We start from the raw sequence: 25992 nt of genomic DNA, 5'->3' as shown, positions 1-25992 counted from the left end.
ATTGTAGGAAGTTAGGCCATTAGTGTGCCCGAGTGTTACAGCGCTGTCAGGTCAGCGGTCCGCGCGGATAACGTTTGAGCTTTCGCTCCAATTCGGCGCCAGGGATCGGCCGGTCGAACAGGTAGCCCTGGCCAACGTCGCAGCGGTGGCGGCGCAGGAAGGCCAGCTGGGCTGCGGTTTCGATACCTTCTGCAACCACTTTGAGCTTGAGGTTGTGGGCCATCGCGATCACCGCGGAGGTGATTTCCATGTCGTTCTGGTTATCGGGAATGTCTTTGATAAAGCTGCGGTCGATTTTGATGATGTCGATCGGGAATTTTTTCAAGTAACTGAGTGAGGAATAACCCGTACCAAAATCATCCATGGCCAAGGTCAGGCCCAGTTCTTTGAGCTGATCGAGTTGCAGGCGGGTGTCGTCGGTGGCTTCCAGTAACAGGCCTTCGGTCAGCTCAAGTTCCAGCAAAGCGGCGGGTAGTTTTTCTTCCTTGAGGATGCTGGCAATCGAGGCCACTAGGTCCGGGTCGGAAAACTGTTTGGGCGACAGGTTGATCGCCACCTGTAAGTTGCCAAAACCTGCCGCACTCAGTTGTTTGCTCATGCGGCAGGCCTGGCGCGCGACCCATTTGCCAATGGGAATGATCAGCCCGGTTTCTTCAGCCACGCTGATGAACTGGTCGGGGCGGATCATGCCCTTTTCGGGATGGTTCCAGCGCAGCAAGGCTTCCATCCCCAGCAGTCGGCCGGTGCGCAAACAGAGTTTGGGTTGGTAAAACACATCCAGTTCGTTTTGCGTCAGGGCGCGGCGCAGGTTGTTTTCGACGAACAGCTTGTAGCTGGCCTCGGCGTTCAACGTCTCGGTGAACACTTGCACCTGGTGTTTGCCGTTGGCTTTGGCCTTGTGCAGTGCCAGACCGGCGTTGCGCATCAGGGTTTGTGGGTCGAGCCCGTGCAAGGGTGCACAGGCAACGCCGACAGAGCCGGTGACGCTGATCAGCTGGTTATCGACGAACATTGGTTTGTCGAGGGTCATGAGCAATTGGCTGGCGGTCTGCTGGCCGATTTCAAGGTTGGTGTTATCGAGCAGCACGGCGAATTCGTTACTGGCAAACCGCGCCAGATTGTCGTCAGGGCTGAGGCTGTTGCGCAGGCGCCGGGCCAGGCTGATCAGCAGCTTGTCACCGGTCTGGTGGCCGAGGCTGTCATTGATCCGCTTGAAGTTGTCGATGTCCACCAGCAGCAGGCAAACCTGAGTGGTGCTGTCGCGGGCGAAGCGCTCATCGAGGTTGCGAATAAAGGCCGGACGATTGCCCAGATTGGTCAGGTTATCGGTGTACGCCAGGCGCTCGATTCGCTGCTGAGCCAGCTTGGATTCGGTGATGTCTTCGTAAATGCCGATGTAGTGGGTCAGTTCGCGGTTGTCGCCATAGACCTTGGAGATCGACATCTGGCCCCAGTACGGCTCCAGATTCTTGCGTCGGCTCTTGAATTCGCCCTGCCAGCTGTTGCCATTGCTCAGGCTTGAGTGGGCATCGAACAGCAGGTCGCTGAGGTTCTCCAGGGCGGGCAGTTCGGACAGTTTGTGGCCCTGGACTTCTTCGGAGCTGTACTGGGTGATGGCGGTAAAGCTGGGGTTTACGTATTCGACCACGCCGTCGCAGTTGACCAGCAGGAAGGCGTTGGCGCTTTGCTCGACCGCCCGCTGAAACAGGTGCAGGGCGTTGGTGGCAGTGCGCCGGTTGTGGTTGTTGATCACTTGGGCGAACTGGTCGGCCAGCTCCCCGGCAAAAGCAATTTCGTCGGCCTTCCACACCCGGGTCTTGCCGGTCTGTTCGAGGCACAACACGCCGATCACTTGGCCATCAATGCGGATACTCGCATCGAGCATGGCATTGGTTGGGTGGTGATACAGGCTGGCCGCCAGCTCGCGGGTACGCGGGTCGCGATTGGCGTTCTGCGCATCGATAGAACGACTGGTGTGCAAGGCTTCGAGGTAGTCCGGAAAAGCACTGACGTCGATGACTTCTTGCGTCACGTAAGCCTGGCTTTCGCGCTGATAAGCGGAAATAGGCACCAACCGATGGTCCTCGAGGTTCCACAGGCTGGCGGCGTCGATTTGATAAATATCGCAAGCGCTACGGGTGATCAGCTCGGCGGCTTCTTGCAGCGAGTTGTGCTGGCTGTACTTGTGGCGCGCCAGGCGCAGGATCAGGTCCTGCTGGGCGCGCACGCGTTCCAGGTGTTGCAGTTGTTCTTGCTGGGCGCGCTGGTTCAACTCCAGGGCGATGTGCAGTCGGCTGTTTTGGGTTTCGAGTTCGGCGACAGGTGCCAGCGGGGGGCTACTGACCGGGCCTTCGAGCACCAAGAGGTAGCCGCGCAACAGGTGACGGCTGTGTTGCTTGTAGGATTCACCTACTTCCATCAGGTTCAGCGGCCCATGAGTGGTGTGCAAGGTGTAATGCACCACATAGTGGGGGCTGGTTCGCAGTTGTAGCTCTATCGCATCGTGCAAGCGATAGCGGGCCTTGGGTTCCATCAGGCTGGCGTAAGGTGAGCCGACCAGCGCGCACAACTCTGCCGCAGGCAAGCCAAAATGGCGCTCGCAACCAGGATCGAGGTAGAGCAAGGCCCAGCTGGCTTCATTAAGCCGTTCGAAACGCAGCATCCCGAGCCGCGAGGGCACGGGTAACTGCGTCACGACCTCGGCTGCCATTCTCGGGGCAGCATCGGATTGGCTTTTCATTGAGACACTCGCTTAACACATGCTGATGGCGTAAGGGCCCAAGCCCTGTTCCTGCGGTCTGCGGCAAGGTTGCATCATGCTTACAGCGCTGACAAGTGAACTTGACAGCGATAACGCTATAGAAGGTTATCGACAGGCCAGCGAGTTGCGACAGGCTGGCGTTCGAGGGTTTCAGTTTTATGACGGTTATTTAAGCTCAATTTTTGCCGATTGGAGGAGTTTACCTTTCGGGCTGTAAAACTCGACCTTCAGTTGCTGCCCATTCAGGGTCACGCAGGCGAAGTTGTCCTCGCTGACCATGCCGCTAGTCATTGTGGGTGAATAATGGCCTTTGTTATTACTGGCCAGAGGCGCATCCAGTATTAAATTACTGCGTTGGGCATAAGGCAGCAGCTTGGTGTTGCACAGAGGGGACGACACGATGCCGTGTATCACAAAGTTTGGGTCTGTGCTGTGGGTCAGCTTGCAGGTGAGGGAGCCGTGGATGTCGCCGCTGACAAAGATCACGTTTTTGATGGCATTGGAGCGAATGGTTTCCAGGATGCGGTGGCGTTGCGCGGCAAATGCCTTCCAGCCGTCATCACCATGGCTTCTTCGATCGGGCATGAACATGACGCTGCTGACGATGAACTTCACTTTTGCGGTGCTGTTGATCAGCCATTTGTAGAGAGCATTTTCTTGCGCTACGCCGATCATCCTGGTGTCAGTACCCGTTAAAACACGTTCGGTACGGCAATCCATCACAAACCAGTCTGTATCGCCGTCGGCGAAGGTGTACCAGTAGTTTTTCGGGCGGCGGTTGATGCGTCCATTGGCAAGCAGATCGTGGGCGGGGCCATGGCTGCACTGGAAGATTTCGTAGGCATGTATGGCATTTCGGTAGAGCGTTTCGTCGCCGTTGCTGCGATTTGCAGGCCAGTTATCTTCGATCTCATGATCGTCGAGGATCATATAAGTCGGGGTGCTGGACATGAGTTGGCTGATATGGGGCTGCGAGAATGCGGCTCGGTATTTGCGCGATATATCCGCGTAACTGCGGTCCGGGGCCACGATATTCAAGTCATCGACGTACACCTGATCACCCACCATCAGTACGGCATCCAGCGGGCCGGTACCCTTCAGGTCGTAGATGGTATTGAAGATCTTGTCACCCAGATCTGGCCGGGAGGGGACGTTCAGCGTGAGCCTGAGGTAGCGGCATGAACCTACGATGTATCGATGCTCCCGATCACGTTTGGGAGAGGCGGATCTGAACTGGTAGATCGTCGAGGGCCACCTCAGCGCAATCTGTTTAACGGTTTCTGTGGTGTGGTCGTGGGAGGTGGTGGTGAACCAGCCAGCCTGGTATTCGTATTGGGTGTTTGCGCTCAGGCCATTCAGCACAAGCGTGTCGGCCATGTCGTACGTCTCGCTGAGCCTTGAATACACCCCGGCAGACCATTGCTGTGTGCCCGCCTTGCGGTGGCGAATACCGGCGAAAACGATATCTCTATTATCAGGACCCCCTCTCACGAAAATGCGGGTGTGATCGGGGGTGGTGTAGCCGACAATCGGACCAACGGTTAGTTTTTCCACATCGAATTCCTTTCTGATGTTTGGCGATCAATGTCGCGGTGGTTATTCCCTTTTGTTAACCGTAGTGGTGCTTGATTGAATAATCGCTTCTCGTATTCAGCGGGCTTTGTAGTGTTTGGTTGTTGCGATGTGAGTGACTTTTCTGGTCGCCCAAGCAAGATGTCGTAGTCGCTGACGAAGCATGAGGCTGCGATGCGGGCCGCAGGACCGCCGTTCAGGGTCGCTTCGCCACCCATCGCAGCCTCATGCTTCGTCAGCGACTACGGGAATGCGCAAGGTGTCAGGCAAAAAAAAGCCCCGCTTATTGGGCGGGGTTGAGGTACGAGCGTGGCGCTCGGAAAACAGTGCGCTATCCCGGCCTTCGGTGAGGAAGGCCGGGACGTGGCTTACAGCAGGATGGTGCGAATGTCGCCCAGCAGCTGGCTCAGACGCTGGGTGAAGCGTGCAGCAGCGGCGCCGTTGATCACACGGTGATCATAGGACAGCGACAAAGGCAGCATCAGTTTCGGCTGGAAGGCTTTGCCGTCCCAGACTGGCTGGATGGTTGCCTTGGAGACGCCAAGGATCGCCACTTCTGGAGCATTGACGATCGGCGTGAAGCCGGTGCCGCCAATGTGACCGAGGCTGGAAATGGTGAAGCAAGCGCCTTGCATGTCGTCAGCCGTGAGCTTCTTGTCACGGGCTTTGGCAGCCAGTGCAGCCGCTTCAGCCGCCAGTTGCAGCAGGCTCTTCTGATCTACGTTCTTGATCACAGGGACCAGCAGGCCATCCGGGGTGTCTACGGCGAAGCCGATGTTGACGTATTTCTTGCGGATGATCGCTTTGCCGCTTGGTGCCAGCGAGCTGTTGAAGTCTGGCATTTCCTTGAGCAGGTGCGCGCAGGACTTGAGCAGCAGAGGCAGGACGGTCAGTTTCACACCGGCTTTTTCTGCGACGGCTTTTTGCGCGACGCGGAAAGCTTCCAGCTCGGTGATGTCAGCCTGGTCGAACTGAGTCACGTGCGGGATATTCAGCCAGCTGCGGTGCAGGCTCGACGCGCCGATTTGCATCAGGCGGGTCATGGCCACTTCTTCCACTTCACCGAAGCGGCTGAAGTCGACAGCAGGGATTGGCGGAATGCCAGCGCCGCCGGTTGCAGCGCCGGTAGCCGGAGCTTCCTTGGCTTTCTGCAGAGCGGTTTTGACGTAAGCCTGTACGTCTTCTTTCAATACGCGACCGTGCGGGCCACTTGGGCTCACCACGTTCAGTTCAACGCCGAACTCACGGGCCAGTTGACGCACGGCAGGGCCGGCGTGAACTTTGGCGCCGCGTGGCGCCGGTGCGGCGGCCGGGGCAGGAGCCGCCTCGGCTTTGGCAGCTGGCGCAGGTGCAGCAGCAGCGGCTGGCGCTTCAGCTTTGGCAGCAGGTGCAGCTTGGGCCGGTGCCGCAGGCGCAGCAGCGCCCGCCACTTTGAGCTTGAGGATGAAGTCGCCAGTGCCGACTTCGTCGTCCAGCTTGACCGAAATGCTTTCCACCACACCGGCGGCTGGCGATGGAATTTCCATGCTGGCCTTGTCGGATTCGAGGGTGATCAGCGATTGATCCGCCTCAACGGTGTCGCCAGCCTTGACCAGAATCTCGATGATTTTGGCTTTGCCCGACGAGCCGATGTCCGGGACGTGGATGTCCTGAACAGTCGAGCTTGCAGGTGCAGCAGCCGGGGCCGCTGGGGCCTCGGCAGCTGGCGCGGCGGCTGGCTTTTCAGCAGCGGCCGCAGGGGCAGCGGCTGGCGCTTGAGGTGCCGCAGCGGCGCCTTCGACTTCCAGCTCCAGCAACTCGTCGCCTTCTTTCAAGCGGTCGCCCAGCTTTACTTTCAGGCTTTTGACGATACCGGCTTTAGGCGCAGGGATTTCCATGCTCGCCTTGTCTGACTCCAGCGTCAGAATGCTCTGATCGGCTTCGATGCGGTCGCCGACTTTTACAAACAGTTCGATGACTTCGCCGTCACCGCTGCCGATGTCAGGTACTCGAATGAGTTCGCTCACAAAAATTCTCCTCAGCAGTCCAGTGGGTTGCGTTTTTCCGGGTTGATGCCGAACTTGACGATGGCTTCAGCCACCACCTTAGGTTCGATATCGCCACGGTCAGCCAGAGCTTCCAGGGCTGCCAACACCACGAAGTGACGGTCTACTTCAAAGAAGTGACGCAGTTTTTTGCGGCTGTCGCTGCGGCCGAAACCGTCAGTGCCCAGCACTTTGAATTCTTTGACCGGAACCCACTGGCGAATCTGCTCGGCGAACAGCTTCATGTAGTCGGTGGAGGCAATGACAGGACCTTTACGGCCAGTCAGGCACTCTTCAACGTAGCTCAGTTTAGGCTTCTGGCCTGGGTGCAGACGGTTGCTGCGCTCAACGGCCAGGCCGTCGCGACGCAATTCGTTGAAGCTGGTAACGCTCCATACGTCAGCCCCGATGTTGAACTCTTCACGCAGGATTTTCGCTGCTTCACGCACTTCACGCAGGATGGTGCCGGAGCCCATCAGTTGCACGTGGTGAGCGGCTTCCTTGGTGTCTTCTTCGAGCAGGTACATCCCTTTGATGATGCCTTCTTCAACACCGGCCGGCATGGCTGGCTGCTGGTAAGACTCGTTCATCACGGTGATGTAGTAAAAGACGTCCTGTTGCTCTTCGGTCATCTTCTTCATGCCGTCCTGAATGATCACCGCCAGCTCATAGCCGTAGGTTGGATCGAAGGTGCGGCAGTTCGGGATGGTGGCGGCCAGGATGTGGCTGTGACCATCTTCGTGTTGCAGGCCTTCACCGTTGAGCGTGGTACGCCCGGCGGTGCCGCCAATCAGGAAGCCACGGGTGCGGCTGTCGCCAGCGGCCCAGGCCAGGTCGCCAATACGCTGGAAGCCGAACATCGAGTAGAAGATGTAGAACGGCAGCATTGGCTGGTTGTGGTTGGAGTACGAAGTACCGGCCGCGATGAAGGAGCTCATGGCGCCTGCTTCGTTGATGCCTTCTTCGAGAATCTGACCTTTTTTGTCTTCTTTGTAGAACATCACCTGGTCTTTATCGACTGGCTCGTAGAGCTGGCCGACCGAGGAGTAGATGCCCAACTGACGGAACATGCCTTCCATACCGAAGGTACGGGCTTCGTCCGGGATGATCGGAACGATGCGCTGGCCGATGTCCTTGTCCTTCACCAGCTGTGCCAGGATGCGCACAAACGCCATGGTGGTGGAAATTTCACGGTCGCCGGAGCCGTCAAGGATGGCCTTGAGGGTGTCCAGTGGCGGGGTCGGAATGCTGATGCTCTTGGCGCGACGCTGAGGCACGAAACCGCCTAGTGCAGTGCGACGTTCGCTCAGGTAGCGGGCTTCAGCGCTGCCTTCTTCGGGTTTGAAGAACGGCAGGTTTTCCAGTTCGTCGTCTTTGACCGGGATGTCGAAACGATCACGGAACAACTTCAGGCTGTCGACATCGACTTTCTTGGTGTTGTGCGCGGTGTTTTTCGCTTCGCCGGCGCCAGTGCCATAACCTTTGATGGTTTTGGCCAGGATGACGGTTGGCTGGTCTTTGTGGTTGACCGCTTCGTGGTACGCCGCGTAGACCTTGTACGGGTCGTGGCCGCCACGGTTGAGTTTCCAGATCTCGTCGTCGGACAGATCAGCAACCATCGCCTTGAGTTCTGGCGTGTTGAAGAAGTGTTCACGTACGAACGCGCCGTCTTTGGCTTTGTAGTTCTGGTACTCGCCGTCGATGACTTCGTCCATGCGGCGTTGCAGAATGCCGTCGACGTCTTTGGCCAGCAGTGGGTCCCAGAAACGGCCCCAGATGACTTTGGTCACGTTCCACTGAGCACCGCGGAATACGCCTTCGAGTTCCTGGATAATCTTGCCGTTGCCGCGAACCGGGCCGTCGAGGCGCTGCAGGTTGCAGTTGATGACGAAGATCAGGTTGTCGAGGTTTTCGCGGCCTGCCAGGGAGATGGCGCCCAGGGATTCCGGCTCGTCACACTCGCCGTCGCCCAGGAAACACCAGACTTTTTGCTTGCCTGCCGGGATGTAACCGCGCGATTCCAGGTACTTCATGAAACGTGCCTGGTAGATCGCCTGGATTGGACCCAGACCCATGGACACGGTCGGGAACTGCCAGAAATCAGGCATCAGCCAAGGGTGCGGGTAGGACGACAGGCCCTGACCGTCGACTTCCTGGCGGAAGTTGTTCATTTGGTCTTCGGTGATGCGGCCTTCCATGAACGCACGGGCGTAAACGCCTGGCGAGGTGTGACCCTGGAAGTAGATCAGGTCGCCGCCGTGTTCTTCGGTCGGGGCCTGGAAGAAGTAGTTGAAGCCAATGTCATACAGCGTTGCGCTGGAGGCGAAGCTGGAGATGTGACCGCCCAGGTCAGAATCTTTCAAGTTCGTGCGCATAACCATAGCCATGGCGTTCCAGCGAACCAACGAGCGAATGCGGCGTTCCATGAACAGGTCGCCAGGCATGCGTGCTTCGTGGGTGACAGGAATCGTGTTGCGGTATGGAGTCGTGATGGCGTACGGCAATTGCGAACCGGTGCGAGTAGCGAGCTCACCCATACGGGTCATCAGGTAGTGAGCGCGTTCTTCGCCTTCTTTGTCGAGAACCGATTCCAGGGCGTCCAGCCATTCCTGGGTTTCGACGGGATCGAGGTCTTGCATGGCTTGCTCCAGGGCGGAAAGGCTTCCAGAATCGGTTGCCTGAGTTTGCGACTGGCCTTGTGGGCAGACGACATAAATTCTTGGATGACCGGAGGGTTGATTCCGGCGTTGTGTAGTTTTACTACAAATCGTTGCTCATTTCAGCCTTTCGAGTGTGTGAGCCAGTAGTAAAACTACAGGGAAGCCTTCGAAGGTCACCTGTTGGGTTGTGCGATAAATCGATATTGTTGGTGCTGTGCTAGGTATTCAGCCTTTTTTGCGCTATTTAATTTCTAAAAAATGACGATTTGCAGCTATTTATAACCTTTGTTCGACAGTCGGATTTAACCGCTGTTTCTTCCTGTCACCGTACTCGGCAATACCGTCGCCGATCAAGGATAGACCATGAGCCTTCCCTCGCTTGCCGCAATTCCCTCCCTTTTATTGCCCCTTGCCAGCCGTGCCGAGCAGTCTTGGCGCAGTGCAGTGGCCGGTCTGGAAGGCGGGCACGGGCTCGACCATTGGTCGTCTGAGCGCTGGACCGATTTCGCCCGGGTGAGTGCGGCGAGTGACTTCTTTATTGAACAAGCCTTACGTGACCCTTTGATGTTGCTCGACCTTGTGCACTCGGGGCAATTGGATCGCAGCTTTGCGCCCGGGGAGCTGTGTGGGCAGATTGCCGAGGCCGTGCAGCAGGCGCAAACCGATGATGAACTGGGGCGCGTATTGCGCCGCCAGCGTACGCGTCAGCAAACTCGCATCATCTGGCGTGACCTGACCCGCCAGGCGGACCTGATTGAAACCTGTCGCGACCTGTCGGACATGGCCGATGCGAGCATCGATCAGGCCTATCGCTGGCTGTATCAGCGTCATTGCCAGCAATTCGGCACCCCGACCGGGCATCGCAGCGGCGAGCCGCAGCAGATGGTGATTCTGGGCATGGGCAAGCTCGGCGCGGTAGAGCTGAACCTGTCGTCGGACATTGACCTGATCTTCGCTTACCCCGAAGGCGGCGAAACGGTCGGCGCCAAACGCCCGCTGGACAACCAGGAGTTCTTTATCCGCCTCGGTCAGCGCCTGATCAAGGCGCTGGACCCGATGACCGTCGACGGTTTTGTGTTTCGTGTCGACATGCGACTGCGGCCATACGGCTCGTCGGGCGCGCTGGTGCTGAGCTTTAACGCGCTGGAACAGTATTACCAGGATCAGGGCCGTGACTGGGAACGTTACGCCATGATCAAGGCGCGGGTGGTGGCGGGTGATCAAGCGATGGGCGCGCAGTTGCTCGACTTGCTGCGCCCGTTTGTCTATCGGCGCTACCTCGACTTCTCGGCGATTGAAGCGCTGCGCACCATGAAGCAGTTGATCCAGCAGGAAGTGCGGCGCAAAGGCATGGCCGACAACATCAAACTGGGGGCTGGCGGGATTCGCGAAGTCGAGTTTATTGCCCAGGCGTTCCAGTTGATCCACGGCGGCCGCGACTTGAGCCTGCAACAACGCCCGCTGCTTAAAGTACTGAGCATTCTTGAAGGCCAAGGCTACTTGCCGCCTGCGGTGATCAGCGAGCTGCGCGAGGGCTACGAGTTTTTGCGCTACACCGAGCACGCGATTCAGGCCATTGCTGATCGCCAGACCCAAATGCTGCCGGACAGCGAACAGGATCAGGCGCGCATCGCCTTTATGATGGGCTTCGACAGTTGGGTGCTGTTTCATGAACAACTGATGGCGTGGCGCGGGCGCATCGACTGGCATTTCCGTCAGGTGATTGCCGACCCGGACGACGAGAATGACATCGACGAAGGCGAAATGATTGTAGGCGGCGAGTGGTTGCCGCTGTGGGAAGAAGTCCAGGATGACGCAGCAGCCTGTGTGCAACTGGAAGAAGCCGGGTTCGTGGATGCGCCCAAAGCCCTGAAGCAACTGGCCAGCCTGCGCGCCAGCCCGCAATTGCGGGCCATGCAGCGCTTGGGGCGTGAGCGTCTGGATGCGTTTATCCCGCGCTTGCTGGCGCAGGCGGTCGAGCACGCCAGCCCGGACCTGGTGCTGGAGCGGGTGTTGCCGTTGGTTGAGGCGGTGGCCCGTCGTTCTGCTTATTTAGTGTTGTTGACTGAAAACCCCGACGCGCTGCGCCGTCTGCTGACGCTGTGTGCGGCCAGCCCGTGGATCGCGGAGCAAATAACCCGCTTCCCGCTGCTGCTCGATGAGTTGCTCAACGAAGGGCGCTTGTTCAAACCGCCGTTGGCGCCAGAGCTGGCGGCCGAGCTGCGCGAACGGCTGACGCGCATCCCCGAAGATGACCTTGAACAGCAGATGGAAGCGCTGCGTAACTTCAAACTGGCCCACCGGCTGCGGGTCGCGGCATCGGAAATCGCTGGAAGCCTGCCTTTAATGAAGGTCAGTGATTACCTGACCTGGCTGGCCGAAGCGATTCTGGAACAAGTGCTGGCCTTGGCCTGGCGCCAGACCGTGGCCAAATACGGCACCCCGCAGCGTTCGGACGGCAGCCTGTGCGACCCCGGCTTCATTATTGTGGGCTACGGCAAAGTTGGTGGTATCGAGCTGGGCCATGGCTCGGATCTGGACCTGGTGTTTATCCATGACGGCGACCCGTATGCCGAAACCGATGGCGCCAAGCCGATCGACAGCGCGCAGTTCTTCACCCGATTGGGCCAGCGGATCATCCATTTGCTGACCGCGCAAACCAACTCCGGTCAGCTGTATGACGTCGACATGCGCCTGCGTCCCTCGGGCGCGTCGGGTTTGCTGGTCAGCTCGCTCGGGGCGTTTGAGCGTTATCAGCAGAACGAAGCCTGGACCTGGGAGCATCAGGCGCTGGTGCGGGCGCGAGTGCTGGTGGGGTGCCAGCAGGTGGGGGCGGCGTTTGAAAAGGTCAGGGCGCAGGTGTTGGGCCGCGAACGTGATTTACCGACCTTGCGTCAGGAAGTCAGCGAGATGCGCGCCAAAATGCGTGACAACCTGGGCACGCGGATTACCGCTGCCGGTACGGGCGACAATGCCTTCCAGCCCACGGTGCCGTTCGACCTCAAGCAGGACGCCGGAGGTATCGTCGATATTGAATTTATGGTGCAATACGCGGCCCTGGCGTGGTCCAGGGAACACCCGGAACTGCTGCGCTATACCGATAACATCCGCATTCTGGAAGGGCTGGAGCAGGCAGGCTTGATGCCCGCGACTGATGCCAGCCTGTTGCGTGAGGCGTATAAGGCCTTCCGCGCCGTTGCCCACCGCCAGGCCTTGCAAAAGGAAGCCGGGGTGGTCAGCGGCGATCAACTGGTAGACGCGCGACGCGATGTTCGGCGTATATGGTCGGAGCTGGGCTTGAGCTAAGCTGCTCGTCATGGCACTACAGCGGGGAGGCGAACGTCTAACCCCTGTCTGTTAAGCAAACGCTGTCCTGTAGGAGCGAGCTTGCCTCGCGATCTTTTAAAAGGTCAAAAGATCGCGAGGCAAGCTCGCTCCTACAGTTGAGATAGCAGGGCTCTTAACCGACGGGGGTAGACGAATGCCTCCCTTGCTTGTTTATGGAAACTTATGAATATTTTGATCGTTGGGCCCAGCTGGGTCGGTGACATGGTGATGGCGCAGACACTGTTCCAGTGCCTGAAACAGCGCCACCCGCAGTGCGAAATTGATGTGCTTGCCCCTGAGTGGAGCCGGCCCATCCTTGAGCGCATGCCTGAAGTTCGCAAGGCCTTGAGCTTTCCGCTCGGCCATGGTGCGCTTGAACTGGCCACGCGACGCAAGATCGGCAAGTCCCTCAAGGGCCAATACGATCAGGCTATCTTGCTGCCTAACTCGCTTAAATCGGCGCTGGTGCCGTTCTTCGCCAGCATTCCAAAGCGCACCGGCTGGCGGGGCGAGTTCCGCTACGGCCTGCTCAATGACGTGCGCACGCTCGATAAAGAGCGTTATCCGTTGATGATCGAGCGTTTTATGGCGCTGGCGTACGAGCCGGGTGCCGACCTGCCTCGGCCGTACCCGCGGCCTGATTTGCAAATTGACCCGCACAGTCGCGACGCCGCCCTGGCCAAGTTCGGCCTGGCGCTGGACCGCCCGGTGCTGGCGCTGTGCCCCGGCGCAGAGTTTGGCGAATCCAAGCGCTGGCCGTCCGAGCATTACGCCAAAGTGGCCGAGCAAAAGATCCGCGAAGGGTGGCAAGTGTGGTTGTTCGGCTCCAAAAACGATCACAGCGTGGGCGAAGATATTCGCTCGCGGCTGATTCCCGGCTTTCGTGAAGAGTCAGTCAACCTCAGTGGCGAAACCTCGCTGGCCGAGGCTATTGACCTGCTGTCGTGCGCCGATGCGGTGGTGTCCAACGATTCGGGGCTGATGCACGTGGCGGCGGCGCTCAATCGCCCGTTGGTGGCGGTGTACGGCTCCACGTCGCCGGGCTTCACCCCGCCGTTGGCCGACCAGGTTGAAATCGTCCGTCTGGGCCTTGAATGCAGCCCGTGCTTTGAGCGCACCTGCCGTTTTGGCCACTACAACTGCCTGCGCGAACTGATGCCAGCGCCCGTGGTTGAAGCCTTGCAGCGGTTGCAGGGTTCAGTGGTCGAGGTCAACTAGGTGCGCGTTCTGTTGGTGAAAACCTCATCCCTCGGGGATGTGATTCATGCCTTGCCGGCGTTGACTGACGCCGCGCGAGCGATTCCCGGCATCACCTTTGACTGGGTGGTGGAAGAAGGCTTTGCCGAGATACCGACCTGGCACCCGGCGGTGGGCAAAGTGATCCCGGTGGCGATTCGCCGCTGGCGCAAAAATATCTGGGAAACCCTCAAGAGCGGCGAGTGGAAGCGCTTCAAGCAAAACCTGCGCGCTGAAAAATACGACCTGGTGATCGACGCCCAAGGGCTGGTCAAAAGTGCTTTTTTGACCCGCTACGTCAAAGCGCCGGTGGCGGGGCTGGACAAACACTCGGCCCGTGAACCGCTGGCCAGTCACTTCTATCAGCGCCGTTTGGCCGTGGCCCGCGGGCAGCATGCGGTCGAGCGTTTGCGTCAACTGTTCGCCGTGGCGCTGGGTTACGACCTGCCCAAAGGGTTGGGCGATTACGGCCTCGATGTTGAGCGCCTTGTTGAATTACCGCGCAAGAAGCCTTACGTACTGTTCTTGCATGGCACCACGTGGGACACCAAGCATTGGCCCGAAGTGTACTGGCGTGACTTGACGGTGCGCATGGGGCATTTGGGGGTCGAAGTACGGCTGCCGTGGGGTAATCCGGCTGAAAAAGCCCGCGCTGAACGCATCGCCAATGGCCTGCAAAACGCCGTGGTGCTGCCCAAGCTGAACCTGGCGGGCGTGGCTAAAGTGCTGGCCAGTGCCAGCGGCTGTGTGGCGGTCGACACCGGCCTTGGGCATTTGGCGGCGGCCTTGGATGTGCCGACCATTTCCCTGTTCGGCCCCACCAATCCGGGCCTCACAGGCGCTTATGGCAAGGTGCAGATTCACCTGGCCAGCGATTTTCCGTGTGCGCCGTGCCTGCAGAAAAAATGCACTTACCAGCCGACTGCACAGGATCAGCAGCGGTTTGACCTGAAGAAAGAGTGGCCGCTGTGCTTCACTCGTCTGAACCCTGAGCGTGTCGCAAGTCGATTAAGCACGTTGTTACTGGCTGAGGAACTGCGCTAATGCAACTGGCTTTTGTGTTGTACAAATATTTCCCGTTTGGTGGTCTGCAACGCGACTTCATGCGCATCGCGCTGGAGTGCCAGAAACGCGGGCACCAGATTCGTGTGTACACGATGATCTGGGAAGGCGATATTCCGCCGGGTTTCGAGGTGCTGGTGGCGCCGGTCAAGGCGTTTCACAACCACACCCGTAACGAAAAAATGCTCGCCTGGATGCAGGCCGATCTGGCCAAACGCCCGGTCGACCGCCTGATTGGCTTCAATAAAATGCCGGGGCTGGACGTGTATTACGCCGCCGATGGCTGTTTTGAAGACAAGGCGCAGAACCTGCGGCATTCGTTTTACCGCTTCTTCAAGCGCTACAAGCACTTTGCCGAGTACGAGCGTGCGGTGTTCGACAAGGACGCCAAGACCGAAATCCTGATGATTTCCGAAGTCCAGCAGCCGCTGTTCATCAAGCATTATCAGACCCCGTTGCAGCGCTTCCATTTGCTGCCGCCGGGCATTGCGCTGGACCGTCGCGCGCCGCCGAACGCGGCTGAAATCCGCGCCGAGTTCCGCCGCGAGTTCAAGCTGGCAGACGATGACCGGCTGCTGGTGCAAATCGGTTCCGGGTTCAAGACCAAAGGCGTCGATCGCAGCCTGAAAGCCTTGGCCGCCTTGCCGCCAGCGCTCAAAAAACGCACTAAATTATTTGTCATTGGTCAGGACGACCCCAAAGTCTTTCAATTGCAGAGCGCCACGTTGGGGCTGGGCGAGCATGTGCAGTTCCTCAAGGGGCGCAGTGACATCCCGCGTTTCCTGCTGGGTGCCGACCTGCTGATTCACCCGGCCTACAACGAAAATACCGGCACTGTGCTGCTTGAAGCGCTGGTGGCGGGTTTGCCGGTGCTGGTCAGCGCGGTGTGCGGCTATGCGCATTACATCAGCGACGCTGACGCGGGGCGTGTGCTGGACGAGCCGTTCGAACAGGCCCAACTCAATGAATACCTGACCTACATGTTGTCCGACGATGCTGCGCGTGCGGCCTGGAGCCAAAACGGCCTGGCCTACGCGCAGACGGCCGACCTCTATAGCATGCCGCAGCATGCTGCGGATGTGATTCTGGCGGAGCAACACTGATGAAACTGATACTTGCCGAACCGTTCAAAAGCTTGTGGGCCGGACGCGATGCGTTCACCGAAGTCGAGCGTCTGGAGGGCGAGGTATACCGCGAACTTGAAGGCCGCCGTACCTTGCGTACGGAAGTTGAGGGGCGTGGTTATTTTGTAAAAATCCACCGTGGCATTGGTTGGGGTGAAGTGTTCAAAAACCTGCTCACGGCCAAACTCCCGGTGCTGGGCGCAGGCCAGGAATGGCAGGCGATCAATCGCTTGCACGACGTCGGCGTACCGACCATGACGGCTGTCGCCTATGGCGAACAGGGCAGTAACCCGGCCGCGCAGCACTCGTTCATCATCACCGAGGAACTGGCGCCGACTGTCAGCCTCGAAGATTTCAGCATCAACTGGCTCAAAGAGCCGCCGCAGCCCGCGCTCAAGCATGCACTGATCGCTGAAGTGGCGCGCATGGTCGGCATGATGCACCGCGCCGGTGTTAACCACCGCGACTGCTACATCTGCCACTTTTTGCTGCACACCGACAAACCGGTCACGGCAGATGACTTCCGCCTGTCAGTGATCGACCTGCATCGCGCCCAGACACGTGCCGTGATCAGCAAGCGCTGGCGCAACAAAGACCTGGCCGCGCTGTACTTCTCGGCGCTGGACATTGGCCTGACCCCGCGCGACAAACTGCGCTTTTTGCGTGGTTACTTCCAGATGCCGCTGCGCCAGATCCTGCGTGACGAAGCCCGCTTGCTGGCCTGGCTTGAAGGCAAAGCGCAAAAACTCTACGAGCGCAAAGTGCGCTATGGAGATGCTTTGTAATGGCGGGTTGGAATCTGGAACCTGCTTACAGTGCGTTGGCCCCCGATTTTGGCAGTTTGGATGCGGTATTTGCCCTGCAGGGCGAACCGCTGACGCGCGACCCGTTATCGGACGTAATCCGCGTTGAGCGTGGTGGGGTCAATTACTACGTCAAACGCTACACCGGCGCGGGCAAAGGCTTGCGCCGTTATGTGGGGCGGCCACGGGTCAAGTCTGAATGGCAGAACCTCAAGCGCTTCGCCAAGTGGGGCATTCCCACTGCCGAAGTGGTTGCCTGGGGGCTTGAACGACGGGGTGCGGCGTACGATCGGGGCGCCTTGATCACCCGTGAACTGCCCAACACCCGCGACCTTTCCGAGTTGGCCGACAACAACGATCCGCTGCTCAAAGACCGGGCGTGGGTCGACGGCGTGAGCCGACAACTGGCGCGCTGCACGCGGATCATGCACGACCATCGTTTTACCCATAACGACTTGAAGTGGCGTAACTTGCTGATCGACGATCAGGCCAAGCTGTATTTGATCGACTGCCCGAACGGCGATTTCTGGCGTGGGTTCTGGCTCAAGTACCGCATCACCAAAGACCTGGCGTGCCTCGACAAAGTGGCCAAGTACCACCTGACAGCGACCCAGCGTCTGCGGTTTTACTTTCAATACACCGGACGCACTGCGCTCAACACGGCGGACAAAGAACGAGTCCGCCATATCGTGCGTTTTTTTGAGGGCCGGGAATGACTGATTTTTTGGCAGGAGCCGAACGGGCTTTACTGGAACGCAATGGATTGTCTGATTTCGATGCCCTGTGGAACCTGCAACTGGATGCGGTCGATGAGCCCAACACCAGCCGGGGTGGCTGGAGCAGTGTGTTTCGCATGGACGTGGAAGGCCAGGGTTTTTACCTCAAGCGCCAGAGCAACTACCTGACCCGCACCTTGCACAGTCCGTTCGGCGAGCCGAGCTTTGCCCGTGAGTTTCGCAATATTCAGCGTTACCAGCAGCTCGGCATTCCGGCGCTGGAAGCGGTGTTTTTTGGTGAGCGCAAGGTGCAGGGCGAGCGTCGGGCCATCCTCATGACCCGCGCTCTGGACGGCTGGAACGACCTCGATTCGCTGCTTGAACAGTGGCCGCAGATGACCCCTGAGCAGCAGCGCGCCATTTTGCACACCTGTGGCCAGTTGGCGCGTCGTCTGCACGCGGTGCGTCAGGTGCATGGTTGTTTCTACCCCAAACACATCTTTTTGCAGCCTGACGGCGCGGGTTATCGCGCCCAATTGATCGACCTGGAAAAGACGCGGCCCTTGCTGCTGGGCCAGCGAGATCGGGTCAAGGACATCGAGCCCTTGCTGCGCCGGGCTCAGGTCTGGACCGCAGACGACGTGCGTACGCTGCTCGCGGCGTACCTCGAACAGCCGGTCGAAAGTGGCTTGGTCGATGCATGGTTTGAACGATTGAATGTTCGTCGCAGCCACAAGGAGAGCCGTTGATGCGATTGTCCGAACTGCAAAAAACCGGGCGTGCGCCGGGCTTGCCGCTGAGTATCGAACTGGCAGATGCCGCCGGGCCTGCACAGTTGCAACTGCTGACCCTGCTGCGTGTATTGCCGGGCCAGCGGTATGTGGGTGCAGGCGTGTGGCGCGGGCGTACAGTGCTGGCCAAGTTAATGGTCGGCAGCAAGGCGGCGCGCAACTTTCAGCGTGAGCTGACGGGGGTGCGCCTGCTGGCCGAGCAAGGTTTGACCACGCCGCAACTGCTGGCGGATGGTTTGCAGGAAGGCGAGGGCGGTTGGCTGCTGTTTGAGTTTCTTGAGCACGCACAAAGCCTGGGCGAGGTCTGGAGCGAAGTTGCAGCGCTACCGGTCTTGGCTGACGAGCAACAGGCGGTACTGGCCGAAGCGTTGGCGGCGATTGGGCAGATGCACCTCAAGGGGCTGTGGCAAGAAGACTTGCACCTCGACAATCTGCTGCGTCAAAACGCCAAGCTGTATGTGATCGATGGTGCAGGCATTTGCGTCGAAGAAGCGGGTAAACCGCTGTCGCGGCAAAAAGTGCTGGAAAATCTCGGGGTGTTCTTCGCCCAGTTACCTAAAAATCTTGAGCCGTTTATCGAAGAACTGCTGGTGCATTACCTGCTGAGCAACGGCGAACACGCCTTGCCGCTGGAAGCGCTGCTCAAGCAGGTCGAGAAAGTTCGGGCCTGGCGCCTCAACGACTTTTTGAACAAAGTGGGGCGCGACTGTTCGTTGTTCAGCGTGCAGCGCGGGTCGTTGGCCTTGCGCGCCATTCGTCGCGAAGAAGAAGCGGCGATGCTGCCGGTTTTGGACAAGGCCGATGCCTTGCTCAATAAAGGGCATTTATACAAAACCGGCGGCGCGGCCAGCGTTGGCAAGGTTGAAGTGGCGGGCCGCACGCTGGTGGTCAAGCGCTACAACATCAAAGGCTTTGCGCACTGGCTCAAACGCTTTTGGCGTCCGAGCCGTGCGTGGCACTCCTGGCGCGAGGGCAATCGCCTGGCGTTTTTGGGCATCGCCACGCCCACGCCGCTGGCTCTGCTTGAAACGCGGTTTTTGTGGTTGCGTGGCAGAGCGTATCTGGTGACCGAATACTTGCCGGGCCCGGACATCATTGAGCGTTTTGCCCCCTATCAAGACAGCGGCGATGCGCCTGAATCCGAATTGCAGGCGCTGGACGGATTGTTTGCGGACCTGATTCGCGAGCGCATCAGCCATGGTGACCTTAAAGGCCACAACGTGTTTTGGGACAACGGCCGCTGGGCGCTGATCGACCTGGATTCGATGTGCCAGCATCGCTCCCTAAGCAGCTTCGCCCCAGCCTATGCGCGTGACCGGGCGCGCTTTATGCGCAACTGGCCGGTGGGCAGTGCGCTGTATCAAGTGATTGATCAACGCCTGCCCAAAACACCGGGGTAAACGGCCGCGGGTCTTACCTCACAAATACCAGCCCTCGGTCTTCCAGCGCTTTTATCAGGTCTTTGGCCCGAGCAAAGCGTTGTTCATGTATTTCGGGCCATTCAGGTCTGCGCAGGTATAACTTGCCATCCGGGTCGCTCAGAAAGGAGGTTTCGACCAATTCGCGGGCGGCGCTGCGATGAAACAGTGTCGCCCCATCGATGGGGTCGTTGGTAAATGTGTACCGATTCGGCTGGGCAAGCAGCCGGTCGATTTGCTGGCGCTGACGGGGTAACCAGAACGTGCGACTGGCCGCCACCTCAACAGATAGGCGCAAGTCGCTTTTGAGAAAAGCGCAACCATGATTGCCATTGCCCAGGAAGCTGATGCGGCCTTTATCCAGCCCTGTACCGATGGGGTTACCCGGTAATGTGTCCAACACTTTTAAACCGATGGCGCCATTGAGCTCTGCCAGGCCGGGCACACCCTCGAAGGTATTGGTATGGGTAAACCCGACGAGTGCAATCCATTTGTGTGCGCCATTTTTTGCTTGGTGTTCGCGTATGACCCGAGTCGAATAATAATTCATCGTTTCAACCCGGCGAACTGCGTAACCCTCGCGCCCCAATTGCGCAAGGTGGTAACTGGCCGCGCAGTCGATGGCCTGGACCTTGATCCGGTAACGGCGGGCGGCGGCAACAAGGGTCAGGAAGGTATAAGCCGGTTCACTATCAAGCCCTTCGCGCAGGTAGAGCTTTTTCAAATAGGCATTGAGGTTATGGCTGATGATGCCGTGTTGCCCATAGGTGTCCAGATCGGCCTGATGAAAATCGGTTTTCAAATGCTCAAGGTAGAGGGTTTTGACATCGTTCTTGACCAGCTCGGGCATGTTGTCGATCAGGAATTTTTTACTGGCAATCGAATAATGATTTTCGCCCACTACCAAGCCCGGTGATTGGGTATACACCTGGCGCAGAATATCGGCATGTGAGGCGGCAGGTGCCAGTTGGGGAATGGCCGGGCGTGGTGCCAGGGTCACCGTGTTGAAAAAATCCTTGGCGTCGCGGATCAATCGGAGTCGTATCTGGTAGAACAACAAACGGGTCCGGTCGACTTCCGGATCTCGAAATGTGCCGGTCAGCGGCTCTTGATAGCGGCCGCGACTGCTGATGACAACAGCAGCTCTGGCGTGGTGTCTGCGTGGCAGTTCGTAGGGGTGTTCAGGGTCAATCGGCGAGTCCGGGCGAGGGACTGGCACGCTGGGGCTTAAGGGTTCCCAGCGTGAGGGGCTGCCTGTCGGGGCGTGTTTGACCTCCCACTCGTTGTTGTCTAGGTTGCGCCTGACTTTGTACGCCGATTGAGCGGAGTTCGAGCCGCTTGCCAGAATCAGGTGCATATCAGGCCCCGGTACCGCGGAGCTGACTTCGAAGGTCATCTGGTTTTGCTGGATAAAGTGACGATCATTCAGCGTAAAGATGCCCTCCATGTCTGGCAGATCGTGGGGGATTTCGACGTCGATCACGCGGGCTCTGGCAATCAGTGTGTCGATGCCGGTTTTTTGCCGGGCCAAAGGCGTTGACCCACTGATCTCCCATTTACCCATGACTTCAGCGGCCGGGATTTTGAACTCGGCATCGGGCATGCGTCGGTCGCTCACCCACCACTCGGCATGTGTGCGGTCATATTTGGCCTGGTAAAGCGTGCGGCTGGCGTCTGGCAGGTAGTACTCGGTGCGGGTGCCTTGCGTCCACTCGTATACCCCTTGGCCAAAGGGTTCGCCGACGCGCAATGTCATGTTCGCGGGCGTTTTCAGGCTTGCGGCCGCCGGGTTGAAGGCCTGCGGCCGCGATGATGTACGCAGGCGGATGGAGGCAGCAAAGACCCTCGAACCGGCGAAGTCCGAGGCGGCATCGGTCAAATGAGCGATAGAACCCGCGAAGTGTTGCAGTGCTTCCAGTTCTTCGGCTCGCCGTAATGCGTCGACGCCTTGGTAAATGGCATAGACGAAGCGCGTCATCGTCAATGGAATCAGCACTTTGATGGGCAAGGCGAAGCTGATGATGTCCACCAGCGTCAGGGTGGTGTCTTTAATCGTCTGGATGTTCGCTTCCCGGGTCGAGGTGGACTGCTCATCGGCGTTACGCAATGCAAAGGCCGCTTCGGCTTCATAGCTGGCGGCCAGGAAATGTTGGGTAATGGGTTGGGTCTGGGTGTTGGAGTCCGTCAGGCCTTCTATCAACAAAGGGTTGATGTAGGCCTGCTCAAGCGCAGTGGTGCGTTGCAGGATGTAGTGACGCAGCTCCGGCAATGACAGTTGGGCGGCCAGTTCATTGAGCGTGCTAAATGGGCGAAACCACACCCGGTCGGGGGCTTCGGGGCAATAACACAGTTGCTGGGCATGACCTTCGCACCTAATCAGCAGCATGCCGGGCATCGGTTTGTAGCGCAGCATCAGCAGTTGCGTCGAAATCTTGGCTGCGTTGATGTCGGCCCTATTGTCGTCCAGCAACAGATCAACCCAGTCGGCCTGCTGGTTGGTGAGCTGCCCGGACATCCTCGCTTCAAGGGTGTCGAGGCGCAGCTGTGCGGTGCGCAGCAGGCCGTAGCGCTCTCTGCGCCAGCTGGCAGCGTCGGAGGTCAGTAACGTTTCGCGTAAAAAATGCTTGTAGGCGTTGCCGATATCCAGATCGCGCACAATGCTTTTGAGGTAAGCGCTGGTCAGTGTGGGATGACGTCTGCCGTTTTCGTCGGTGACGGTGGCGGTCAAGGCAAACGTCAGGTCCAGTGCGCCGACATTTTCCAGCGCCAGTTCGGGCAGCGAGCGCCGGGTTGAATGGGATGTCAGGGTTGGACCTGTGCGGCTCAGGCTATTGCCTGCTGCGAATCCGGAGGTGGCTAACGGGTAAATGACAGGGCCTGTTTGCAGGACTTGAGTGGTGATCACCGCGATTGCACGGGGCTCCACCTCAATGCCGAGATCGCGGCGGATGCGTTCTTTGAGTCGATCACGGGCAAAGTCCAGCAGGTAGGTTTTGTTGCCGCTCAGTTGGGCTCGCGGCATGCCGGGCGCCTGAGACAGTTCGGTCTCGCGGCTCAGGCGGGCTACGGCCAGTCGCCAGCGGTGTTTCAGCGCACCAGGGGCTGATGTGAGCCAGTCGGGCAACTGTTTTTCGAATAGATGGGTGTAGCGATTTTGCGCGATGGCCGCCGGGTTGAGGTAACGGGTCAACGCCAGGGCATCGCTCAGGTAGTCATCCAGTGCGTCCAGGTTATTAGCCTGTCCATTCAGTGTTGCGCTGCTCCACGCGTCTTCGATATCAGCCAGTTGCCGCTCAATCAAGGCCTCGACACTGCGGTCGAAAGCATGGCGTTGTATCTCCCGGTAGCCCAGCTTTTGGACCTGATCTCGCCAACCTTGCGCGTGCTGTGACGGCAGCTGATTGAGCAGTGAGTTGCGCTGTATCTCGTCACCGAGCCGTAGCCTCAGCTCAAGATCCAGAGCCTCAAACGAGCTGAACGCCTGCACGCCGCTGTTGGGTAGATAGAGCAGGGCGAGGGGGCCGGTTGCAAATACCGTGGAAAAAAGCGGCGTCTGGAAGGTGTCGAGGGCGCTGTTGAGCCCGGTTGCCTGCGCCTGGGTGACCACAAAGGCGCCAGACAATGGCCAGTCAGAGCCCGCACCTTTGACGACCACCTCATACACGCCCAAGTAGTGTTCGCTTGCGCGAAACTTGCGGGGCAATGCAACGGAGTTTGTCAGGATGTCGAGCAGCGCGTCGCTCTCGGCTGTTGATAGTGTTTTATCGTTTTTGCGCAATGATTGCTCAGCTTGGACCACCCCCATATAGAAGCGTCCCAGCCAGTTTTTTGGGGTTTTGTTGTCGAGCGCGGGGTGGGGGGTTTGCCAAAAATGCCTGAGTGCGTTGGTGAAGAACCACCTGCAATGTTTGATGATGTAACTGACGAAGCTTTCCAGCACGGCCACGGGCATATGCGCGATTTGATGTGCCGGGTCAGTTGAGTCAGGCACCCGGTAAGCGTGGGAAGACTCTTTGAAATAAGCGGGTATTTCGCCCGTTAAGTAACACGCTTTGATGGCGTCGATCAGTGAGTGAGAAATCCACTGGCCGTCCTGTCCCGGTTCGTCAGCCTCGGCCTGGTAAGTCAGATAAACCGTGCTGATATGGACATCGTCGCTCAGCACAGGGAAGAACAGTTCGAGGTGATGCTGGATCGCCGACTGAAGCGTGGGGACCCGAGAACAAAAGTCCAGTAACTGAGTGTGGGCGTCGTTGAGTGGGGTTGAAGGGCGTGTCATGAGCGTCAATTCCTTTACTGAGGGTGTCAGTAAAGGAATCACGCGGCGGCATCACGAAAGTGCTAGATAGTTGTTGGTCGTGAGAAATACAGGTGCTCAGAAGGTGTACTGCGCCCCAGCCCCGGCGTACCACGAGCGGCCCGGCGCGGCTTCGTAATAGCGGTTGTTGGAATCGCCAACAATCACCGAGCCCACGTATTGGCGGTCCAGCAGGTTGTCCAGGCGCAAGGTCTGGTGGAAGGTCCAGTGTTCGACCTTTTGCTCAAACTGCGCACGCCAGTTGAACACGCTGTAGGCCGGTGCGGCTTTTTGCGTGTTGGTGTCTTCGACGTAGACCTTGCTGCGGTACATGCCTTCAACGGCGGTGCTCAGCCAGTCCGTCGGTTTCCAGTTAACTTCAGCAAAAAGAGTGGTCTGGGGTACGCCCGGCAGGTAGTTGCCTTTGTCGACGGTGCCGCTGGCGCTGGAAAAGTCAGTGTCGTAGGTCGCCTGCAAGCGGGTGTAGGCCAAGGTGCTGGTCCAGTGTTCGGCCAACTGGCTTTCGACGCCCAGCTCAAAACCGCGACGCAAGGTGCGTCCGGCGTTCTGATAGGTGGTTCGCCCGCCAGTGTTGTTCAGCACCACCAGTTCATCTTCGGTGGTGATCTGGAAGATGGCCGCGTTGATCCGCGTGTTATTGAGTTGGGCCTTCAAGCCCATTTCGTATTGCGTGCTTTCGGACGGCTTAAGCCCAAAGTTGAAACCATTGCCGCTGGGTGAATAGGCCAGTTCTGCCTGCGTGGGTGTCTCGAAACCTTTGCCCGCGCTGACATAACCATGCAGCTCAGGGGTAAAGGCATACATCACGCTGACGGAGGGTGTGGCTTTTTCGTAGCGTTTGTTGCCGCTGTCGTCGCCGTTGCTCAAAAATTGATCATCGACGTCCATTTCCATGGTGCTGTAACGCAAGCCTGCCTGCACGGTCCAGTTGTCCAGTGCCCAGTTGGCTTGTACGTACGGGTCGAGGCTGCGAGCAGTGTCGACTTCGTCGCGCACCAGGGCGCCTTTGACGCCCAGTTGGTCGCCCACATAGTTGTTGTAGCCGTGGCGGCTGTCCTGGCTTTGGTCGTAATCCAGACCGCCGATCAGCGTCAGCTCGCCCGGTACGCCCTGCACGGGTTGCAGCCAGCGCAGGCTGCCGCCGTAGAACTTGCGGTCAAACTGAACCACGCCACCGCCCTGCTTGTTACTGGGCGAGGTGGGCGGAATCGCCAAGTACTGAATCACGCTGCGGGTGCCGGTGTAGGCATTGACCTGTAAGGTCGCATCACCGATATAGCGCTCGTAGTTCATGCCCAGTTGCTGATGGTCGATGCTTTTGCGCGTGTTGTAGGTCAGGGCGTTTTGCGCCACCGAACGCGGGTCTGCCTTGTAAGCTGCCCAGCTTTGCCCCAGCGGATCTTGCGTGCCGTTTTGCTCAAGGCTGCTGTAGATCAGCGCCAGTTTGCTGTCTTCGTCGGGCTTCAGGTTGAGCTTGGCAAAGGTCTGGTCGCGGCGGGCGGCGCTGTGATCGCGGTAGCCGTCGGTGTCCATGCGCGAAGCATCGAGCACGAAACCCACGTCATCGGTCGCGCCTTCGGCAGTGAGGTGGTTTTTATTCATGCCGTCGCTGCCGAACAGCGTTTCGGCGCCAATACGCGGCGGCCCTTCGCCATCACGCGAGAACATTTGAATGACCCCGCCAGCGTTGCTCCCGTACAGCGTGGCCGCCGGGCCGCGCAGCACTTCAATGCGCTCGGCGGTGTCGAGGTTAAACGTGGCTGCTTGGCCCTGACCGTCCGGCGTGCTGGCGGGAATGCCGTCGGCAATCAGCTTGATGCCACGCACGCCAAACGCTGAGCGGGCACCGAAGCCGCGTGAGGAAATCTGTAAATCCTGCGCGTAGTTTTGACGGTTCTGCACCACCAGGCCCGGCACGCGGGACAGCACCTCGGAGGCATTGATGCCCAATTGGCCATCCTGAATCTGTTCCTGATTGATGCTGTCGACCGAATACGGCACGTCAAAGCTCGGGCTGGCGCTGCGTGAGCCGGTGATGACGCTGGGGTCGAGTTCCAGCGGATCGGCAACACTGAGGGTCGTCAGGCAGAGGCCAGGCAGCAGCAGGGCGAGGCGAGCAGGTACAAAACATTTCATGGTCGGTTTCAGAGTTCCGTGTGAAGCGACCCGTCCGGGCGACG

Annotated in this window: 15 protein-coding genes; 8 read left to right on the top strand and 7 right to left on the bottom strand. The window is 58.8% G+C overall.

Annotation, left to right across the window (positions count from 1 at the left end; genetic code table 11):
* Positions 1–46: 46 nt before the first annotated feature.
* The 5 genes from RHM56_RS20980 to aceE all read right to left on the bottom strand — a co-directional run bounded on the left by RHM56_RS20980 (position 47) and on the right by aceE (position 8996).
* Entirely contained in the window at positions 47–2740 is a 2694-nt protein-coding gene (locus RHM56_RS20980) for an EAL domain-containing protein (RefSeq protein WP_322235702.1), read from the bottom strand.
* A 186-nt stretch (positions 2741–2926) separates the two neighbouring features.
* A complete protein-coding gene (locus tag RHM56_RS20975; protein ID WP_322235700.1) occupies positions 2927–4315 on the bottom strand; it encodes an alkaline phosphatase D family protein in 1389 nt (462 codons plus the stop codon).
* Positions 4303–4551 (bottom strand): hypothetical protein, encoded by a 249-nt coding sequence (locus tag RHM56_RS20970; protein WP_322235698.1) that lies wholly within the window; start codon positions 4549–4551, stop codon positions 4303–4305. Before RHM56_RS20970 ends, RHM56_RS20975 begins: the two co-directional genes overlap by 13 nt.
* A 150-nt stretch (positions 4552–4701) precedes the next feature.
* The gene (aceF, locus tag RHM56_RS20965; RefSeq protein ID WP_322235696.1) at positions 4702–6339 is read right to left on the bottom strand and encodes a dihydrolipoyllysine-residue acetyltransferase; all 1638 of its coding nucleotides are present in this window, start codon (positions 6337–6339) and stop codon (positions 4702–4704) included.
* Between the two features lie 11 nt (positions 6340–6350).
* Positions 6351–8996, bottom strand: a complete 2646-nt coding sequence (gene aceE, locus RHM56_RS20960; RefSeq protein WP_322235694.1) for a pyruvate dehydrogenase (acetyl-transferring), homodimeric type — start codon at positions 8994–8996, stop codon at positions 6351–6353.
* Positions 8997–9380: 384 nt separating this feature from the next.
* On the opposite strand from aceE, the gene glnE reads away from it, so the two are divergent.
* The 8 genes from glnE to RHM56_RS20920 all read left to right on the top strand — a co-directional run bounded on the left by glnE (position 9381) and on the right by RHM56_RS20920 (position 19476).
* Positions 9381–12323, top strand: coding sequence for a bifunctional [glutamate--ammonia ligase]-adenylyl-L-tyrosine phosphorylase/[glutamate--ammonia-ligase] adenylyltransferase (gene glnE / locus RHM56_RS20955; protein WP_322235692.1), 2943 nt, complete (start codon positions 9381–9383; stop codon positions 12321–12323).
* Between the two features lie 204 nt (positions 12324–12527).
* Entirely contained in the window at positions 12528–13562 is a 1035-nt protein-coding gene (gene waaF / locus RHM56_RS20950; protein ID WP_322235690.1) for a lipopolysaccharide heptosyltransferase II, read from the top strand.
* Positions 13563–14624 (top strand): lipopolysaccharide heptosyltransferase I, encoded by a 1062-nt coding sequence (gene waaC, locus RHM56_RS20945; protein WP_322235688.1) that lies wholly within the window; start codon positions 13563–13565, stop codon positions 14622–14624.
* A complete protein-coding gene (locus RHM56_RS20940; RefSeq protein ID WP_322235686.1) occupies positions 14624–15745 on the top strand; it encodes a glycosyltransferase family 4 protein in 1122 nt (373 codons plus the stop codon). Before waaC ends, RHM56_RS20940 begins: the two co-directional genes overlap by 1 nt.
* On the top strand, positions 15745–16551 hold the full coding sequence (gene rfaP / locus RHM56_RS20935) for a lipopolysaccharide core heptose(I) kinase RfaP (protein ID WP_322235684.1): 807 nt from the start codon (positions 15745–15747) through the stop codon (positions 16549–16551). The genes RHM56_RS20940 and rfaP overlap by 1 nt, the downstream gene beginning before the upstream one ends.
* Positions 16551–17285, top strand: coding sequence for a lipopolysaccharide kinase InaA family protein (locus tag RHM56_RS20930; protein ID WP_322235682.1), 735 nt, complete (start codon positions 16551–16553; stop codon positions 17283–17285). The genes rfaP and RHM56_RS20930 overlap by 1 nt, the downstream gene beginning before the upstream one ends.
* The gene (locus tag RHM56_RS20925; protein ID WP_322235679.1) at positions 17282–18034 is read left to right on the top strand and encodes a lipopolysaccharide kinase InaA family protein; all 753 of its coding nucleotides are present in this window, start codon (positions 17282–17284) and stop codon (positions 18032–18034) included. Before RHM56_RS20930 ends, RHM56_RS20925 begins: the two co-directional genes overlap by 4 nt.
* Complete coding sequence (locus RHM56_RS20920) at positions 18034–19476, top strand: lipopolysaccharide kinase InaA family protein (RefSeq protein WP_322235677.1); 1443 nt, start codon at positions 18034–18036, stop codon at positions 19474–19476. Before RHM56_RS20925 ends, RHM56_RS20920 begins: the two co-directional genes overlap by 1 nt.
* A 13-nt stretch (positions 19477–19489) precedes the next feature.
* On the opposite strand, the gene RHM56_RS20915 is transcribed toward RHM56_RS20920, so the two are convergent.
* Both RHM56_RS20915 and RHM56_RS20910 read right to left on the bottom strand, forming a co-directional pair.
* Positions 19490–23773 (bottom strand): membrane-targeted effector domain-containing toxin, encoded by a 4284-nt coding sequence (locus RHM56_RS20915; RefSeq protein WP_322235675.1) that lies wholly within the window; start codon positions 23771–23773, stop codon positions 19490–19492.
* Between the two features lie 96 nt (positions 23774–23869).
* Positions 23870–25948, bottom strand: coding sequence for a TonB-dependent receptor (locus tag RHM56_RS20910; RefSeq protein ID WP_322235673.1), 2079 nt, complete (start codon positions 25946–25948; stop codon positions 23870–23872).
* Positions 25949–25992 lie beyond the last annotated feature (44 nt).

The sequence above is a fragment of the Pseudomonas sp. CCC3.1 genome (assembly GCF_034347405.1).
Lineage (GTDB): Bacteria > Pseudomonadota > Gammaproteobacteria > Pseudomonadales > Pseudomonadaceae > Aquipseudomonas.
Note: the sequence above shows the minus strand (reverse complement) of the source record. Positions and strands in the feature narration are given on the sequence as shown.